This is a genomic window from Pseudonocardia yuanmonensis (assembly GCF_039542425.1).
In the GTDB taxonomy this organism is placed as follows: Bacteria; Actinomycetota; Actinomycetes; order Mycobacteriales; family Pseudonocardiaceae; genus Pseudonocardia; species Pseudonocardia yuanmonensis.
Genome location: NZ_BAABIC010000008.1, coordinates 18,543 through 35,744 on the forward strand (window position 1 = coordinate 18,543; position 17,202 = coordinate 35,744).

Sequence of the window (17,202 nt, forward strand, 5' to 3'; positions counted from 1 at the left end):
CGTCGACGCCGACTGGAGTGGTGCGCCGTGAACCTCGCCGAGCTGGTGCGTTTCTGGGGTCACTGGCGCCCCGAGCACGAGGCCCTGATCTGCGGTGACGTGCGGCAGAGCTGGGCCGAGCTCGACGCCGTCACCGACGCCGTCGCCGCCGGCCTCGCCGCGCGCGGCGTCCGGCCGGGCGATCGCGTCGGCGCGCTGATGGGCAACCGCCCCGAGCTGGTGCACGTGATCCTCGGGACGCTCAAGCTCGGGGCGGTCAGCGTGCCGCTCAACGTGCGGCTCATGGCCGGCGAGCTCGCCCCGCTCGTGCTCGATGCCGACTGCCGGGTCGTGGTCACCGAGGAGGCGCTGGCCCCGGCCCTGGAGGTCGCGGCCGCCGCACAGCCCCTCGACGTCGTGTGCCTCGGCGGTGCCGACCTCCCCGGGTACGCCGAGCTGCTGTCGGCCGGGACCACGCCGCCGATCGTCGAGATCGCCGCCGACGACGCCGCGTTCCTCTGCTACACCTCCGGCACCACGGGCGTGCAGAAGGGCGCGGTGCTGACCCACCGCAGCGTCCTCGCGCCCGCCGAGGCCAAGGTCGTCTCCGAGGGGCTGAGCTGGCGGGACCGGATCCTGGTCGCCGTCCCGCTCGTCTACACCGGCGCGGTCATCTCCTGCTTCATGCAGTTCACGGTGTACGCGGGCGGCACGATGGTGCTGGAGCGGGACTTCGACCCGGACCGCTACCTCGACATGATCGAGCGGCACCGGATCTCCGCGCTGACCACCGTGCCCGTTCTGTGGGAGCGCATGGCGCAGTCGCCGGACTTCACCCGCCGCGACCTCTCCTCGCTGGTCTCGGCCGCGGTGGGCGGGGCGCCGGTGCGCCTGGACCTGCTGGAGACCTACCGCGAGCGGGGCGTCTCGCTCGTGCAGGTCTACGGGATGACCGAGGCGTCGGGGCTGATCAGCGCCCTGCGGGCCGAGGACGCCGCGGCGTACCCGGGATACGCGGGCAAGGCGATCATGGGAACGACGATCCGCATCGCCGGGACCGATCCCGCCGAGACCGCCACGGCTGGTGAGGTCGGCGAGATCCTGGTGCGCGGCGCGCACGTGATGCGCGGGTACTGGCGCAACCCGGAGGCCACCGCCGCGACCATGCTCCCCGGCGGCTGGCTGCGGTCCGGCGACCTGGGCGCGATGGACGAGCGCGGCCACCTCAAGGTGGTCGACCGCACCAAGGACATGCTGATCTCGGGTGGCATCAACGTGTACCCCGCGGAGATCGAGCGGGCGCTGGCCGGGGTCGAGGGCGTGACCGAGCTGGCCGTGATCGGGGTGCCGGACGAACGGTGGGGCGAGGTCCCGATGCTCGTCGTGCACTGTGCGGGCGACCCCGACCCGGTGCTCGACCGCCTCGCCGAAAAGGCCCGCGGCGACCTCGCGGGGTTCAAGCGGCCCCGCTTCGCGGTCGCCGCCGGCCCGCTCCCCCGCACCTTCTCCGGGAAGATCGCCAAGCCGGAGCTGCGCAAGGCCTACCCCACCGTCCCGGCCGACGCCGTCGCCCTGCGCGTGTCGTCGGCGGAGGGGTCGGCGTGAGCGACCTGGTCCTGCGCTCGGATGCCGGGCCCGTCCGGACCCTCTCGCTGAACGACCCGGACCGGCGCAATCCGCTGAGCGTCGCGCTGCGCACGCATCTTCTGTCGGAGCTCACCGAGGCGATGGAGGACCCCGTGGTCCGCGCCGTGGTGCTCACCGGTGCCGGCTCGGTCTTCTCCGCGGGCGGGGACCTGTCGGCGATGCGCCGCCGGCCCGCTGCCGAGGCGCTGGAGCTGCTGGAGTCCGCCCAGGCCGTCGTGCGGACGATCCTCGCCGGTCCCGTCCCGGTGGTGGCGGCGGTCGAGGGCGCGGCCTTCGGGGCCGGCGTCGCGTTGGCGGCGGCCTGCGACCGGGTGGTCACCACGGCGTCCACTCGCTTCCGCGCGACCTTCACCGGGGTCGGACTCTCCGGCGACATGGGGATCTACTGGTCGCTGCCGCGGCGGGTGGGCCCCGCCTGGGCGCGACGCATGCTGATGTTCGGCGACGAGGTGGACGGGTCGCGTGCGGTCGACATCGGGCTGGCCGACGTGCTGGCCGAGCCCGGCGAGGCGCTCGCCGTCGCCACGGCCGAGGCCGCACGCGTCGCCAGGGGTCCGCGCGGCGCCCTGGCCGCGGTCAAGGGGATGCTCGGGACGGTGGGTGACCGCGACGCAGTGCTGGACGCCGAGGCGCGGACCCAGAGCTCGTTGACGGACACGGACGACTTCGCGGAAGGCGTCGCCGCCGTCCGGGAGCGACGTGCTCCGTCGTTCGGCGAGCCGGGCTGAGCTCGAGTCAGGTCCACCAGGGACCGAGCGAGCGCAGGAGCCCGAGAATCGCCTCGGTGACCTCGGCGGGCCGCTCCTGCTGTATCCAGTGCCGGGCACCCGGCAGCAGCACTATGCCGCGCAGGTCGTCGAGGTGGCGCTCCTGGCCGGCGTGGGGCATCACGGCGAGGGCGGGGTCGTCGGCCCCCGCGACGAAGAGGCAGGGCACGGTGATGCGGGCCCCGGTGAGGTGCGGAGTGGCCGCCCAGTTCCGCTCGATCGCCCGGTACCAGTTCAGCGGGCCGGTGAACCCGGTGCGGGCGAAGGCCTCGGCGTAGGTGCGCAGGTCGGCCTCGGACAGCCACGGGGGCAGGCGGTCCGGTTCGGCGAGGCGGTCGAGGTAGCCGCGGCCGTCGTCGGGGCCGAGCAGGGCGTCGACGGTGAGCCCGCCGAGGACGAGCCGCATCGTGCGCTCGGGGTCCTTGGCCAGCTCCGCGTCGGCCACGCCCTCGTCCTGGAAGTACCGGATGTAGAAGAACCGGTCCGCCAGGCGCTCACGCCAGATCTCGAGCGGGAGCCGACGGGCGCGCGGGGTGAACGGGACGCTCAACGCGCAGAGGCCGGCGACCCGGTCGGGGTGCAGCAGGGCGAACTGCCACACGACCGTCGCGCCCCAGTCGTGGCCGACGAACACCGCCCGGCGGTAGCCGTGCGCATCGAGCAGCCCGACGAGGTCGCCCGTCAGCGCCTCGATCCCGTAGGCCGCGGGCTCCGTCGGACAGCTCGATCCGCCGTATCCGCGCATGTCCGGCGCCAGTACCCGGAACCCGGCGGCGGCCAAGGCCGGCTGCACATGGCGCCACGAGTACGCGAGCTCGGGGAAGCCGTGCACGAGCACCACCGGTGGACCGGAGCCCTCGTCCCGGACCGCCAGTGCGACGTCGCCGACCCGGACTGTCCTCATCGGACCTTCGGGTAGCGCTGCGGGGCGTCGGCGTACACCCCGCGCAGCTCGCGCTTGACGATCTTCCCGCTCGCCATCCGCGGCAGCGGACCGTCGTGGGTGATGACGTACCGCGGCACCTTGTAGTCGGCGAGGCGGTCGTTGCAGAAGGTCACGAGCGCCGACGGGTCCAGCTCGCCCTCGGCGTGGACGACGGCGGCGGGTGTCTCGCCGAACTTCTCGTCCGGCACCGGGATCACGGCCACCTCGGCGACACCGGGTGCCTGCTGCAGGACCGTCTCCAGCTCGGCCGGCGAGATCTTCAACCCGCCGGAGTTGATCATCTCGCCCATCCGGTCGACGTAGGTGAGCAGCCCCTCCTCGTCGACGCTGCCGAGGTCACCGGTGTGCAGCCAGCCGCCGCGCAGGGCCTTCTTGGTGGCCTCCTCGTTGCGCCAGTAGCCGGGGAACATGCCGGGGCCGCGCATCAGGATCTCGCCGACCTCACCCGGCGCGCAGTCGCGGTCGTCCGCGTCCACGACGCGGAGGCGGGTGAACGGGCCACCCCAGCCACAGGCGTCCGGGTGCTCGAGCGCTCCCTCCGCCGACATCGCCGTACCGGTGCCGCCGATCTCGGTCTGGCCGTAGATCTGGCGGAGCGCGACGCCGCTGGGGCGCCACTTCTCCAGCAACGGCACGGGGACGCGGGCGCCGCCGACCCAGGCCGTGGTCAGGTGCGGCAACCGCGCCCGTTCGAAGCCCGGGACGCGCGAGATCTGCTCGAACAGGATCGGCGGCCCGGTGAAGGTGGTGATCCGGGCCTCCTGCAGCACCTCCAGGGCGCGAGCCGGATCGAAGCGCGGCTGCAGGTACATCGTGCCGCCGTGCACGAGGCTGCGGGCGAGCCCCCACACCACACCCGCAGCGGTGAACATCGGCAACACCAACAGGACTCGCAGGTCATTGGGCGCCACCGGCTCGCCCAGCGACCACTCGTGCATGATCCCGGCGATCGTGCGGTGGGTGAACACCACGCCCTTCGGCATGCCGGTCGTGCCGCTGGTGAAGACGATCGCGGTGGGGTCCTCGGGCTCCGCGTCGAAGCCCGGGACCGGCGGATGGTCCCCGCCGCGCAGCGCCGTGACGGTGGACTCCAGGCCGACCGGGGTGAACACGGCGCCCGCCGAAGCCACCTCGTCGAGGAGTGGGAGGTGGGCGGCGTCGCCGAAGACCACGGCGGGCTCGCACAGGTGCACGAGTGCGCCGAGCTCAGCGGCGAGGAACCGCTGGTTGAAGCCGCAGACGACCGCGCCGACCTTCCACGCGGCGACCGCGGCGACGCACCACTCCAGCGTGTTCGTGCCGACGATCCCGACCCGATCCCCGGCCGCGACGCCGCGGTCACGCAGACCGCCCGCCACCCCGTCGGACCACGTGTCCAGCTCGGCGTAGGTCACGACGTCGCCGTCGAAGTCGATCGCGGGATGGTCGGGAACGGTGCGGACCCACCAGGTCAGGGCGTCGACGACGGTGCCGCTCACGGGTCCTCCGGAGGTGGTGGGACCGGGGCGGCGGGTCGGTGGCCGCCGCCCCGGCGGGCTTCAGGAGAACAGGGGGGCCATGTCCTCGGTGAGGTTGACGGTCTTCAGCTCGTAGTACGACTGGACCGCCTCGGGCCCGGTGTCGCGGCCGACCCCGGAGCACTTCACCCCGCCGAACGGCGCCTCGGTGTTGTAGACGAAGGAGTTGACGCTGAACGTGCCGGTCCGCACCCGGCGCGCGACGTCCGCCGCCTTCTGCGGGTCGGTGGTGAACACCGCGCCGTGGAGGCCGTACTCGGAGTCGTTGGCGATCGCGATCGCCTCGTCGACCGTCTCGTAGCGCAGCACCGACGCAACCGGCCCGAAGATCTCTTCCTGGGCGATCTTCATGCCGTTCTGGACGCCGGTGAACACCGTGGGCTGGACGAAGGCGCCCTTCTCCAGGCCCTCCGGGATTCCGCCGCCGGTCGCGACCGTCGCGCCCTCGGCCTTGCCCGCCTCGATGTAGCCGAGCACCCGCTCCTGCTGGCGCTTCGACACCAGCGGGCCCATGGTCGTCGCCGGGTCGAACGGGTCCCCGACCACGAAGGACTCCGCGGTCGCGACCAGGGCACCCACGACCTCGTCGTAGCGCGAGGCCGGCACCAGCACCCGGCTGTAGGCCGCGCAGACCTGGCCCGTGTTGAAGAACGAGCCCATCGCCAGGCCCGCCATGGTGGTCTGCAGGTCGGCGTCGTCGAGCACGATCGCGGCGGACTTGCCGCCCAGCTCCAGCTGCAGGCGCTTGAAGCTGCCGCCCGCCTCCTGGCCGATCTGCCGACCCGCGGCCGTCGAGCCGGTGAAGCTGACCTTGTCCACGCCCTGGTGCGCGACGAGCGCGCGGCCCGCGTCGCGATCACCGGTGATGTAGTTGAAGACACCGGCGGGCACGCCGGCCTCGTGCAGCGCCTCGGCGATGAAGAATCCGTCGAGCGGGGTCTCCGGGGCTGGCTTGTAGACCACGCTGCAACCCGAGACCAGCGCCGGCCAGATCTTGGAGACGGCCATGTTGAACGGGCCGTTCCACGGCGCGATCGACGCGACGACGCCGACCGGCTCCTTCACCACGGCGGCGGGGCCGTACATGGTCTGCCGGACCTCGGACAGCGGCGTGTTGCGTGCGACGTCGAGGAAGTACTTGCCCACCGCGAGCGCGCCGGGGATCTGCATCCCGGCGATCGAGGTCGGCAGCCCCATCTCCGAGGTCACCAGCCGGCCGATCTCGTCGAGCTTCGGCTCGATCAGGCCGAGCGCCCGCTCGAGCACGTGGGCGCGCTCCTCGACCGATCGCAGCCGCCACACGCCCTCGTCGAAGGAGCGGCGGGCGGCCTTGACGGCGGCGTCGACGTCGTCGGCGTTCGCGTCGGGCGCCTCCCCGACGACCTCCTCGGTCGACGGCGAGACGACGGGGATGCGGATCGACGAGCTGGGCTTGCGCCACTCGCCGTCGATCAGGAGCTCGTCACGGATGGTCATGGTCGTCCCTTCGGGGCCGCGGTGACTCGGGGGGAAGGCGTCCGCTCGACCGGGAGCACCAGCGGGTACGACGTCACCGATGTCCCTTCGTTGGGCCGAACGGGGTGTGCGGACGGACGGCGGCGGGACCCGCTCGCTCGACGTCACGGTGCCTCGAGCCTAGAGGCTTTAGGTGAGCGGTGTCCAGGGTCACCCCTTCTCGCCTCCGCGGTCCGCGCGCAGCACACTTCCGACAGGTTCGCCGTCTATCTACATCTGTTAGGTTGGGTCGGACGTCAGCCGGAGGAGCAACGATGGACCTCGAGTGGTCAGCGGCCGACCTCGCCTTCCGCGACGAGGTCCGCGCCTTCCTCGACGAGAGGCTCACGCCGGACCTGCGCCGGGCGGGGCGCCTGATGACGAGCGTGTACGCCGACCACGAGGCGAGCATGCAGTGGCAGGCGATCCTGCACGAGCGCGGCTGGGCCGCGCCGGCGTGGCCGGTCGAGTACGGCGGCTGCGACTGGACGGTGACCCAGCACTACCTCTTCAGCCGGGAGTCGATCCTGGCCGGCGCTCCCCCGCTGTCCCCCATGGGGATCAGCATGGTGGCGCACGTGCTGATCGAGTTCGGCACGCCGGAGCAGAAGGAGTTCTTCCTGCCCCGGATCCTCACCGGTGAGGTGTTCTTCTGCCAGGGCTACTCCGAGCCCGAGGCGGGCTCGGACCTCGCGGCACTGTCCATGTCCGCGGTCGAGGACGGCGACGACCTGGTCTGCACCGGCAGCAAGATCTGGACAACCCACGCCACCGAGGCGAACTGGATGTTCTGCCTGGTCCGCACCTCCCGCGCGGCCAAGAAGCAGCAGGGCATCACGTTCCTGCTGATCGACATGAGCTCGCCGGGCATCGAGGTCCGCCCGCTGGTGATGACCTCCGGCGAGCAGATCCAGAACCAGGAGTTCTTCGACCACGTGCGCGTGCCGAAGGCCAACGTCGTCGGCGAGATCGACGACGGCTGGACGGTCGCGAAGTACCTGCTGGAGTTCGAGCGGGGCGGCAGTGCCGCTGCCCCGAAGCTGCAGGTCATGGCCGACCAGGTCGCTCGGGCCGCAGCCGGGCAGCCCGGGCCGGACGGGGGCCCCCTGCTCGAGTCGCCGGCATTCGCCGCCAAGCTCGCCGACGCCCGGATCCGCATCGACGTGCTCGAGGTGCTGGAGTTCCGCGTGCTGTCCGCGGCGGCGGGCGGGACGAACCCCGGGACCGCGTCCTCGATGCTCAAGATCCTCGGCACCGAGCTGAGCCAGACGCTGACCGAGCTGCTGCTGGAGGCCGCCGGCCCGCGCGGGCGGGCCTACCAGCCGCACGCGACCCGCCCGGGGGGACCGCTCGCCGGCTTCGCGCCCCCCGCCGACGGCTACGTCAGCGGGGAGGAGTGGCAGGCCGTGGCGCCGCTGCGCTACTTCAACGACCGGGCCGGGACGATCTACGCCGGCAGCAACGAGATCCAACGCAACATCCTCGCGAAGGCGGCTCTGGGGCTCTAGATGGACTTCTCGCTCACCGCGGAGCAGCAGCTCCTGCGCGACTCGCTCGCCGACTGGCTCGCCGACCGCTACGACCTCGCGCGCAGCCGGGAGGCCGCCGCCTCGGAGGCCGGCTGGCAGCCCGAGGTGTGGCGCGCGTTCGCCGACGACCTCGGGATCCTCGCCGCCACGCTGCCCGAGGAGGTCGGCGGATCCGGCGGCGGGCCCGTGGAGGCGATGGTGATCGCCGAGCAGCTCGGCCATGCCCTGGTCGTCGAGCCCTACGTCGACACCGTGGTCCTCGGCGGCGGTGTGCTGCGGCGCCTGCCCGGCACCGGCGACGTGCTCAAGGGGATCGGCGCGGGGTCCGTGCGCATCGCCCCGGCCCTGCCCGAACCGACGTCCGGGCACACCGCACACTCCGTGGCGACCACGGCGCGACGCGACGGCGGGGACTGGGTGCTGACCGGCGCCAAGGCCGTCGTGCCCGGGGTTCCACAGGCGACGCACCTGCTGCTCACCGCCCGCACGTCGGGCGAGCAGCGCGACCTCGACGGGATCTCGTTGTTCCTGGTCCCCGTCGATCTTCCGGGCCTGCAGGTGCACCGCTACCGCACCATCGACGACCGGCACGCCGCCGACCTCGTGCTCGACGACGTGCGGCTCCCCGCTGCCGCGCTCCTCGGCGAGGAGGGCCGCGGCTGGACGGCGCTCTCCCCCGCACTCGACGAGGCGCTCGCGGCTCTCGCCGCCGAGGCGGTGGGCTGTCTGCGCAGGGTGCTCGCCGACACCGTCGCGTACAGCAAGGAGCGCCGGCAGTTCGGCCAGCCCATCGGCTCCTTCCAGGCGCTGCAGCACCGCATGGTCGACATGCACCTGGAGGTCGAGCAGTCGGTGGCAGCGATGTACCTCGCCACCCTGCGACTCGGGGCGGAGCCGGCCGAACGGGCCCGCGCCACCTCGGCCGCCAAGGTCACGATTAGCCGCGCGGCCCGCTTCGTCGGCCAGAACGCCGTCCAGCTCCACGGCGGGATGGGCATGACCCAGGAGCTCGCGATCGGCCACTACTTCAAGCGGCTCACCGCGATCGAGTACGAACTCGGCCCCGCCGACCACCACCGGGCGCGCTATGCCGCCCTGACGCCCACCGGGTAGCACAGGACCTGACGTGGGCTGACCGGCCGACGCAGCTGGGCGTGTTCGCCCGCGCAATGGAGGACTCACAGCGGCTCGCCCGCACCCCTCGTGGGAAGGAGAGACCGACGGGTGCTGGTCGGCCTTCTCGACGAGACGCCGGGGAGCGACACCGCCGTCCTCGCGTGCTGCGGTTTCTGCGGCAGGCATCGGAAGCACCTTCCGGTCGTGGCCCGGATCTCCGTCCGGTGCCGCTTTGACGACCCGTTCGGTTCGGGCTCCGCCGCGACCCGGCGCTTCGGTCCACTCCGCGCCCACACGAGCTGTCGAGGCGGGGCCCGCACTGCTCAGCTGCCCATCGGATCGTGATGCCTAGGTGTGTACGGGCTTTTGATCTTGCGTAGTTGATCTTCTGGCGCCGTAGTCGTCGACGGCGCTGCCGTGCTGTGGGCGTCGTCGTGCGCGAGCGGAGGCGAGCCGGGAGTCGGTGGCTCGGGTTGCGAAGTCTCGTCGGCGGAAAGTTGGTGTGCAGCTGCGGCGGCCACATCGGAGGGAGCCAGGAGAGCGGCCACATTCCAGCTGCCAGGTGGGTTCAGGGCCGCCGCGGCCTCCTCTCGACGGAGCAGCAAGGGCTGGTCAAAACACCGCCCGGCTGCTGACTCGGTACGCGCGCGGCTGCGCGGTCAGCGTCGCGCCGGCCGAGCCTTCGCCCGGGTCGGCGCCCGGGTCGGCGCCCGGGTCGGCGCCCGGGCCGCCCGCGGGCGGGCGCGAACAGGCGTTGGGTGAGTCGCCCTCCCCTTCCGGGCGAAGTCGTCCCGGCAGCGGGCGACGGCGACCACGTTTCTCATGCTCGATTGGGCGTGGCCCGGCGAGACGATCTCGCCCGGCCGCCCGGCCGCCCGGCCGCCCGGCCGCCCGCGGTCACAGGATCCGCATCGTCGAGCACACCCACCGGTCCAGGCCGACGAGCGTGAACGAGGCGGCCAGCGCCCGGCGCCGTCCCCGGATCCGGACTGATGCGGCGACCTCCACGGCGCCCTCGTGCGGCTGGGAAGGGTGGAAGCTCAGCAGCCGGGCCCCGCCCCGCAATCCGCTCCGCGCGACCGACATCGCCCGCAGGTAGCGAAGCACCCGAGGGGCGACCAGGTCGGTGAGCTGGGTGGCCGGGCGGCGCTGGTCGAGCACCTCCACCAGCAGCACCACCGTCCGCTGCGCGTGCTGGATCGCAACGCGGTCGAGCGGGACGTCGGAGACCGGGTCGCCCGGCGGGAGCCCGGCGGGTGCGTCGACGGGCGCGCGGTGGCCGCAGGTGGGGCACGGGTCGAGGAAGTCGTCGCCGTCGAACACCACCGTGCGAACCGGGCGGAGCCCGAGAACCCGACGAAGTGTGTTCTCGCTGGGCGTCTCCTTGTGGTCGAGGGTCTGGGACAAGGCGGCCTCCCAAGGGATCGGCAACCAGCCCGAGCAGCAGGTCAGTTCTTGTCGTGGTGGGCCGGTTGCGGGGCGCGGTGCGAAGCGCCCGCCCTTGCTCCTCCGCGCCCGACTCCGCCCGGCGAGGCTCGCGGGCAAGGGCGATCGCCAGGTCGTCGGCGAAGCCGATGCGCAGCACCCTTGCCCGTGAGACCGGCGGAGTAAGCGGCCCACCACCGATAGCACAGTCCTGCCGAGAGCAGGTCGACCGCAGCGAAGCTGCACCCCACGTCGTGCTCTGAAGTGGAAGCGGCGGCCGTGTGGTGCTCACCGCCGCCAACTGGTAGGGCTCCGGACGAAGCGAGTGCCGTCAGGCCGAGGCGACGAAGGTGAGGAGGGCGTCGGAGGCGCCGACCTGCCGCAGCTCCAGCTCGTACTGGCCGATCTCCTCGTCGGATCCACCGCTGCGCGTGATGCCGTCGAGCAGGAGCTTCCGCAGCGACTCCGCGTTCAGCGGCACCGGCGCGGTCACGACTCGATTGACATCCGCACCACGGCGCCGGAGGACCAGCTCAAGCAGCCCGTCCGGCAGCTGTGCCGTTGCCTGGGCGACCACCTGCACCGCCGGTGGGCAGGACTCAGATATCTCCACCAGGTCGGTCTGACGAGCGTCACCGCCCTCGTCGCGCGTGATCACGGACGCCGGTGGATCGGCCTCGTCCCGACCGAGGACGATCGCTCGGGCGCCCCTCCGCGCATCCACCAGGCCCCACTCCTTGAGGAGACCCACCGCGCGGTTGGCCGTTCCGACGGCGATGCCGTAGCGCTCCGACAGATCCAGGACCGTGGGGAGCGGGGAGCCGGCCTCGATCGTGCCGTCGAGGATCTGGGCCCGCAGGTCCATCGCGGCGCGCTCGTATGGGCTCCGGGCGAACAGCTCGTCGGGCCCGACGACGCCCGGATCGCCGGTCGGCCGGCGCGGCAGCCGGTCGAGCAGGCCGGACGAGGCCCGCTGGTCTGCCTCGGATACCCACGCCGCATACACGCGCAAGGTGGTAGCCCCGCCGCCACCGTGACCGAGACGTCCTGCGACGGTCCGGACGTCGACCCCACTGGCGATGAGCTCGGTCGCCGAGTAGTGCCGCAGCTTGTGGAAGGTCGTCTGGATGCCCAGTTGCTGGACCAGACGTGAGTACCGGCGCGTGATGGTCTTCGGCTTCAGGTGCGTCGAGCCGTCGCCCGAGCCCGAGAAGACGTAGGCGTCGAGCGCAAGCTCGGTCCCGAGCGCCGCGGCCAACTCCATGCACCGCGCGCGGTGCGCCGTCAGCAGGGTCACGGACTCGGGATCCAGGGCAATGCGCCGATGCTGGCGGGTCTTGGTGTCCTTTTCCCACGTCTCGCTGCCGAGCTGGGCCACCGAGCGCTCCACGCGCAGAACCTCGCGGACGAGGTCCACGTCGTGCCACCGCAGCGCACAGAGCTCGCCACGACGTGAGCCGGTGACCATCGTGAGCCAGATCAGCACCGCCCAGTCCGGGTCGTCCCACGAGGCGTTGAGGATGCGTGCAGCCTCCTCCGACGTCGGCGGCTGAGGCTTGGCCGGCGGCTGCCTCGGTGGTTCCGCGTGCTCGATGGGGTTCCTCGCCAGCCACTGCCAGCGCACGGCACGGCGCAGCGCTCCGCTGAGGACGACATGGATCTGCCGGATCGTCGACTGTGCGAGGGGCTTGCAGACGTGCGGCCGGCAGCGGTGGTCGCAGCCGTGCGAGGTCCTCTTCCAGTGCTCGATAGCCTTCCGGCGGTTGCAGTGGGTCCGGCAACGGCGGAGCTCCGCGTAGAACGAGTCGAAGACCTGGGACGAGAGCGCGGCCAGCTTGACCTTACCGATCAGCGGCAGGATGTGGGTGGTCGCCAGGTTCTCGTACGTCGACCTCGTCGTGCGTTCGACCTCGAGGAGCGCGAAATGCTGCTCCATGAGTTGGGCCACCGAGGCCGAGGTCCGCGGGTTCAGCCTGTCGTCGACCTGCACGAGGGAGCCGCCGCAAGGTCTTCTCCGCCTCTGCGGCGGCGCCGGGGCCCTTGCGGACGATCTCCTGCAGGTAGTGCCGCTTCTTGCTGATCGGGTCGCGACCTGCGTACACCCGGACGCGATACGAGCCGCTGGGCAGCTGCGTGATCTCACCTCGTTGGCGGATGCGACGCTGGTGCTGGCTCGGCGGCATGGCGCGAGAGTAGGTCGACTCGCGCCACATCCGGCGCCACGAAACGCGGCGCCGAGGAGTCAGGCGGAATGAACTACCTGGTCAGAAGGGTGGAGCTGAGGGGATTCGAACCCCTGACCCCTTGACTGCCAGTCAAGTGCGCTACCAGCTGCGCCACAGCCCCTTGCGATGAGGAAACACTACAACACCCCGTGGGGACCCGATCGAGGGGGGTCCCCACGGGGCGCCGGACCTCAGCCCTGGATGGCCTTCTGCAGCCAGTCCGTGTCGTTGACGTCGACCTTCGTACCGTTGACGGCGATGGTCGGGGTGCCGAACTGGCCGTTGGTCTGCAGGGCCGGGACGGCGGCCGCGGTGTTGGTGGCGTTCTCGATGAGACCCGTGTTCGCCTGGGCCGCGACGCACTGGCCGAAGGCGGGGCCCGCGCCGAGGGCGGTGCCCTTGGCGGTCAGCTCGTCGTTGCTGAAGCCGGCGCTGCCCTCGGCGGGCTGCTCGGCGTAGAGCTGGGCGTGGTAGGCCGGGAAGATGCCGGCGTCGGCGGCGCAGATGGCGGCGTTGGCGGCCCGGGTGGAGTAGCCCACCGGGTTGCTGGCGCGGTCGAGGATCGAGATCGCGTGGTAGTTGACCTTGATCCGGCCGTCGTTGAGCGCCGTGGTGAGCTCGTCCTTGTAGGTCGTCTCGAAGCGCTCGCAGTACGGGCAGAGGTAGTCCTCGTAGATGTCGACCGTGACCGGCGCCGCGGCCTGCCCCGCCGTGATGACCGCCCCGTTGCGGGCGACCGGGTAGGTCGCCGCCGGGGCGGCCGAGTCCGAGGCCCTGTTGTTCATCGTCACGACGACGCCGACCACGATCGCCGCGATCACGACGACGGCCACGATCGTCAGCACCAGGCTCGTGCCGCTCAGGCCGCCGAACCCCCGCCGCTTCGGGGTGATCCCCGCCGCCCGCAGCCGCGCCTCGGCCGCGGCCTGCCGCCGCTTCCGGTCGCTGCGATCCGCTCCGCCCACGTCAGTTCCCTTCCACACCCGAACCAGTGGTGACGAGGTCCCGCTCGCGGTGGAGCAGGGTCTCGACGGCGAGCAGCGTCCCCGGCCGCACGATCAGCCAGGCCGCCAGCAGCAGGAAGCCCGCGTCGCGCACGATCTCCTGGACGTACTGCGTCTGCCCGGGCGCCACCGCCCCGCCGCCGCCGAAGCAGCCGCAGTCGATGGCCAGCCCGCGCGCCCAGGCCTGGGTCACGCCGGCGACGAACACCAGCAACAGCCCGGCGGAGAGCCAGGCGACGGCCCGGGTCCCGATGCCGAGCAGGAGCAGCACGCCGAGCGCCAGCTCGAACCAGGGCAGCACCCCGGCGACGACCGCGACGGCCTCCCGGGGCAGCACGTCGTAGGCCCGGACGGCCACGTACGTCTGCGCCGGGTCGAGGGCCTTGATCAGCCCCGACGCGAGCCAGACGGCCGCGAGCCCCAGCCGCGCGAGCGTGCCGATCCCGTCCAGAACGCGGCCCCTCGTCACGCCGCGCACGGTAGCGCCGGCACCTGAGACACAGGTGAGCGACTCTCAGAACCGCTCGCGCGCGGACTCCTGCTCGAGCACGGCGTCGAGGTCCTTGAGCCGGTTCATCCCGGACACGGCGCGCGCGGTCCGGTTGTTCTCGGCGAGCAGCCCCTGGTGCCGGTGCACCCACTGCCAGTAGCCCGCGGTGTAGGGGCAGGCGTCGTCGCCCAGGCGCTTCTTCGGGTCGAACGCGCAGCCGCCGCAGTGGTCGCTCATCCGGTCGATGTAGGCGCCGCCGGAGGAGTAGGGCTTGGTCGCCATCTTCCCGCCGTCGGCGTGCTGGCTCATCCCGATGACGTTCGGGGGCATGACCCACTCGAACCCGTCGACGAACGCGGTGCGGAACCACTCGTTGAGCTCGGCCGGCCGGTAACCGCGCTGCAGGGCGTGGTTGCCGAGCACCATCAACCGCGGGATGTGGTGCACCCAGCCGCGGTCCCGGACGCCGGCGAGCGCGCTGCGCAGGCAGGCCGCGGTGACGGCGTCGGCGTCGAGCTCGGCCCACCACTCGGGCAGCGGGGTGCGGGCGCGGAGGGCGTTGCGCCGGGTGTAGCCCTTGCCGAAGTGCCAGTACAGGTGCCAGACGTACTCGCGCCAGCCGAGGATCTGTCGGACGAACCCCTCGACGCCGGGCAGGTCGACGTCGCCGTCGCGGTAGGCCTGCTCGGCGGCGTGCACGGCCTCGAGCGGGTGCAGCACGCCGTGGTTCAACGGCACCGAGAGCAGGGAGTGGGACATCGCCCAGTCGTCCTCGAGGATCGCGTCCTCGTAGGGCCCGAACGTGCCGAGCCGGTGCCGGACGAAGTGCCAGAGCGCCGAGACCGCCTCGTCGTGCGTGATCGCGAACCAGCGCGGGCCGTCCCGCCCGACCGTCGGGTAGCCGGCGTCGTCGAGCTCGCGGCGGACCTCGTCGTCGATCCGGTCCTCCTCCGGCTGCCACGGTCCCGTCACGTCCAGCGTGCGCTCCCCCTTCGGCGGGGGCTCGCGGTTCTCCGAGTCGTAGTTCCACCGCCCGCCGACCGGCTCGTCGCCGTCCATCAGCACGTCGAACCGCTCGCGCTGGGAGCGGTAGAAGTCCTCCATCCGGAACCGGCCGCGGTCGCCGGCCCACTCCTCGAACTCCGCCCGCGGCAGGGCGAAGGTCGGCGTGGGCAGGACGTCCGCGACCAGCCCGTCCTTGCGCAGCCGCTCGACGAGCTCGGCCGCCGCGAAGGACGTCGGCTCGTGCACGACCACCGGCTCGCCGACCTCCTCCAGGGCCTCCCGGTAGGTGTCGGCGCGGACGTACCGCGCGCGGTCGCCCAGCTCGGCCGCCAGGTGCCGCATCCCGGACAGCACGAGGTGCAGCTTCTGCCGGTGGAACCGCTTGCGGCGCAGTGCGCGGCCGGACTCGACGAGCACCACCTCGCGGTCGCGCATCCCGTCCGTGCCGTGGACGTGCGGACCGAGCTGGTCCGCGAAGAGCCACAGCGGTTCCCGTCCCATCGGCTCAGTGTCGGTTCGCCGCACGGCTCGCGCGAGTCGACGGATTACGCTGCGCAACGTGAGTGATCCGGCTTTCGAGGCCGAGCTGGCCGAGCACCAGCAGGACCACCGGCACCGCGACGTGTCCGGCGGCTGGCTGCGCGCGGCCACCTTCGGGGCGATGGACGGCCTCGTCACCAACATCGCACTGATCGCGGGCGTCGGCGGCGGCGGGGCGGACCGGCAGACCATCGTGCTGACCGGCATCGCGGGCCTGGTCGCGGGCGCCTTCTCGATGGCACTCGGCGAGTTCGCCTCGGTGGGCACGCAGAACGAGGCGATCGACGCCGAGGCGGACGTCGAGCGCCGGGAGCTCGCCCGGCATCCGCACGCCGAGCAGGCCGAGCTGGTCGAGGAGTACCGCAAGCTGGGGCTGTCCGACGAGACCGCCCGGCGGGTCGCCGAGGAGATCAGCGCGAACCCGGAGATCGCGCTGCGCGTGCACGTCAGCCAGGAGCTCGGCGTGAGCATCGACGACAAGCCGTCGCCCTGGGTGGCGGCCACGTCGTCGTTCCTCTGCTTCGCGATCGGCGGGATCATCCCGCTGCTGTCGTTCCTGTTCGGCTCGTCGTCGCTGCTGCTCGGGCTGGGCATCGGGGCGGTCGGACTGTTCGCCGCCGGTGCGCTCTCGTCGCGCTTCACGGTGCGCACGTGGTGGGGCGGGGGGCTGCGGCAGTTGATGTTCGGCGCCATCGCGGCCGCGGCGACCTACCTGGTGGGCATGCTCATCGGTGTGACGGCCGCCTGACCCACGGGTGTGACAGGCTTGTCGCCGGCAGGCCCGCACCGCACGTCAGGAGAACGCCGTGACCGCTGAGGTCCCGCTCGAGGGGCTCGGCGCGCAGAGCCTGGTCGAGCTCGCCCTCGACCGGATCCGCGGCGACATCCTGCGCGGCGCCATCGGGCCGGGCGAGCGGCTGGTCGAGGAGCAGCTCACGCGGCGGTTCGGGATCAGCCGCGCCCCGGTGCGGGAGGCGCTGCGGCTACTGGGCCAGCAGGGGCTCGTCGAGCACCTCCCCCGGCGCGGCGTGCGGGTCGCGGAGCTGTCGGCGCGGGACATGACCGAGCTGTTCGGGCTGCGGGACGCGTTGGAGCGGTTCGCCGTGGAGACCGCGCTCGGCGGCGGCAGGCGGCCGGACCCCGAGAAACTGGCCGTCCTCGAGCGCGCGGCGGAGCGGATCGAACGCGCGGCCGGGCACGAGGAGCACGCCGACGCCGCGATCGACCGGGCGGAGGCGCACCGCGAGTTCCACCTCGCCCTGGTCGCGCTCGCCGGGCACCGCCACCTGTTGCGCGTCTACGAGCCGGTGATCATGCAGCTGCAGCTCTACATGGCCGCCAACATGCGCCGCGAGGCCGAGCAGCGCTCCCCCGCCGAGGGTGCGCACCGGCACCGGCACCTCTACGAGGCCGTCGCGTCCGGCGACGTCGCCGCGGTCCTGGAGGCCCTGGCGAGCCACGGCGCCCAGACCTACCTGCGCCCCGAGCTCGACACCTGACCCTGCGTGGTCCGTGGTG

14 protein-coding genes and 1 tRNA gene are annotated in these 17,202 nt (G+C 72.5%); 6 read left to right on the plus strand and 9 right to left on the minus strand.

Going from position 1 to position 17,202, the window contains the following annotated elements:
* The first annotated feature begins 27 nt into the window (after positions 1-27).
* Both ABD990_RS13425 and ABD990_RS13430 read left to right on the plus strand, forming a co-directional pair.
* Positions 28-1,584: a class I adenylate-forming enzyme family protein gene (locus ABD990_RS13425; RefSeq protein WP_345380794.1), complete on the plus strand. Its 1,557-nt coding sequence runs from the start codon at positions 28-30 to the stop codon at positions 1,582-1,584.
* Entirely contained in the window at positions 1,581-2,354 is a 774-nt protein-coding gene (locus ABD990_RS13430) for an enoyl-CoA hydratase/isomerase family protein (protein ID WP_345380795.1), read from the plus strand. Before ABD990_RS13425 ends, ABD990_RS13430 begins: the two co-directional genes overlap by 4 nt.
* Before the next feature lie 7 nt (positions 2,355-2,361).
* Here the strand turns inward: ABD990_RS13430 and ABD990_RS13435 are convergent, their stop codons facing one another.
* Genes ABD990_RS13435 through ABD990_RS13445 form a run of 3 tightly spaced genes read right to left on the minus strand, consistent with a single transcriptional unit; the run spans position 2,362 to position 6,332 of the window.
* Entirely contained in the window at positions 2,362-3,297 is a 936-nt protein-coding gene (locus ABD990_RS13435; protein WP_345380796.1) for an alpha/beta fold hydrolase, read from the minus strand.
* Positions 3,294-4,817: a class I adenylate-forming enzyme family protein gene (locus tag ABD990_RS13440; RefSeq protein WP_345380797.1), complete on the minus strand. Its 1,524-nt coding sequence runs from the start codon at positions 4,815-4,817 to the stop codon at positions 3,294-3,296. Before ABD990_RS13440 ends, ABD990_RS13435 begins: the two co-directional genes overlap by 4 nt.
* Before the next feature lie 60 nt (positions 4,818-4,877).
* On the minus strand, positions 4,878-6,332 hold the full coding sequence (locus ABD990_RS13445) for an aldehyde dehydrogenase (protein ID WP_345380798.1): 1,455 nt from the start codon (positions 6,330-6,332) through the stop codon (positions 4,878-4,880).
* A 293-nt stretch (positions 6,333-6,625) separates the two neighbouring features.
* Here ABD990_RS13445 and ABD990_RS13450 point away from each other — a divergent pair, with 293 nt between their 5' ends.
* Together ABD990_RS13450 and ABD990_RS13455 are read left to right on the plus strand one after the other, a co-directional pair.
* Positions 6,626-7,858 carry an acyl-CoA dehydrogenase family protein gene (locus ABD990_RS13450; protein ID WP_345380799.1) on the plus strand — a complete coding sequence of 411 codons (1,233 nt, stop codon included), beginning with the start codon at positions 6,626-6,628 and terminating at the stop codon, positions 7,856-7,858.
* Positions 7,859-8,992, plus strand: a complete 1,134-nt coding sequence (locus tag ABD990_RS13455) for an acyl-CoA dehydrogenase family protein (RefSeq protein ID WP_345380800.1) — start codon at positions 7,859-7,861, stop codon at positions 8,990-8,992.
* Positions 8,993-9,892: 900 nt separating this feature from the next.
* On the opposite strand, the gene ABD990_RS13460 is transcribed toward ABD990_RS13455, so the two are convergent.
* From ABD990_RS13460 to ABD990_RS13485, 6 genes are all read right to left on the minus strand, one after another.
* A complete protein-coding gene (locus ABD990_RS13460; protein ID WP_345380802.1) occupies positions 9,893-10,402 on the minus strand; it encodes an Rv3235 family protein in 510 nt (169 codons plus the stop codon).
* Positions 10,403-10,751: 349 nt separating this feature from the next.
* Complete coding sequence (locus ABD990_RS13465; protein WP_345380803.1) at positions 10,752-12,356, minus strand: tyrosine-type recombinase/integrase; 1,605 nt, start codon at positions 12,354-12,356, stop codon at positions 10,752-10,754.
* Between the two features lie 337 nt (positions 12,357-12,693).
* A tRNA-Ala gene (locus ABD990_RS13470) sits at positions 12,694-12,766 on the minus strand.
* A gap of 70 nt (positions 12,767-12,836) precedes the next feature.
* Positions 12,837-13,610, minus strand: a complete 774-nt coding sequence (locus tag ABD990_RS13475; RefSeq protein ID WP_345380804.1) for a DsbA family protein — start codon at positions 13,608-13,610, stop codon at positions 12,837-12,839.
* 1 nt (position 13,611) lies between these two features.
* Positions 13,612-14,118 (minus strand): MauE/DoxX family redox-associated membrane protein, encoded by a 507-nt coding sequence (locus ABD990_RS13480; RefSeq protein WP_345380805.1) that lies wholly within the window; start codon positions 14,116-14,118, stop codon positions 13,612-13,614.
* A gap of 45 nt (positions 14,119-14,163) precedes the next feature.
* The gene (locus tag ABD990_RS13485) at positions 14,164-15,645 is read right to left on the minus strand and encodes a cryptochrome/photolyase family protein (protein WP_345380806.1); all 1,482 of its coding nucleotides are present in this window, start codon (positions 15,643-15,645) and stop codon (positions 14,164-14,166) included.
* 58 nt (positions 15,646-15,703) lie between these two features.
* On the opposite strand from ABD990_RS13485, the gene ABD990_RS13490 reads away from it, so the two are divergent.
* Both ABD990_RS13490 and ABD990_RS13495 read left to right on the plus strand, forming a co-directional pair.
* Entirely contained in the window at positions 15,704-16,432 is a 729-nt protein-coding gene (locus tag ABD990_RS13490; protein WP_345380807.1) for a VIT1/CCC1 transporter family protein, read from the plus strand.
* 58 nt (positions 16,433-16,490) lie between these two features.
* Entirely contained in the window at positions 16,491-17,183 is a 693-nt protein-coding gene (locus tag ABD990_RS13495) for a GntR family transcriptional regulator (protein WP_345380808.1), read from the plus strand.
* The last annotated feature ends 19 nt before the right edge of the window (positions 17,184-17,202 follow it).

What these genes read in the sequence shown, in the direction of transcription:
- ABD990_RS13450 (WP_345380799.1), top strand. Translation starts at nt 6,626, where the DNA reads ATGGACCTCGAGTGGTCAGCGGCCGACCTCGCCTTCCGCGACGAGGTC.
- ABD990_RS13445 (WP_345380798.1), bottom strand. Translation starts at nt 6,332, where the DNA reads ATGACCATCCGTGACGAGCTCCTGATCGACGGCGAGTGGCGCAAGCCC.
- ABD990_RS13465 (WP_345380803.1), bottom strand. Translation starts at nt 12,356, where the DNA reads ATGGAGCAGCATTTCGCGCTCCTCGAGGTCGAACGCACGACGAGGTCG.
- ABD990_RS13455 (WP_345380800.1), top strand. Translation starts at nt 7,859, where the DNA reads ATGGACTTCTCGCTCACCGCGGAGCAGCAGCTCCTGCGCGACTCGCTC.
- ABD990_RS13485 (WP_345380806.1), bottom strand. Translation starts at nt 15,645, where the DNA reads ATGGGACGGGAACCGCTGTGGCTCTTCGCGGACCAGCTCGGTCCGCAC.
- ABD990_RS13435 (WP_345380796.1), bottom strand. Translation starts at nt 3,297, where the DNA reads ATGAGGACAGTCCGGGTCGGCGACGTCGCACTGGCGGTCCGGGACGAG.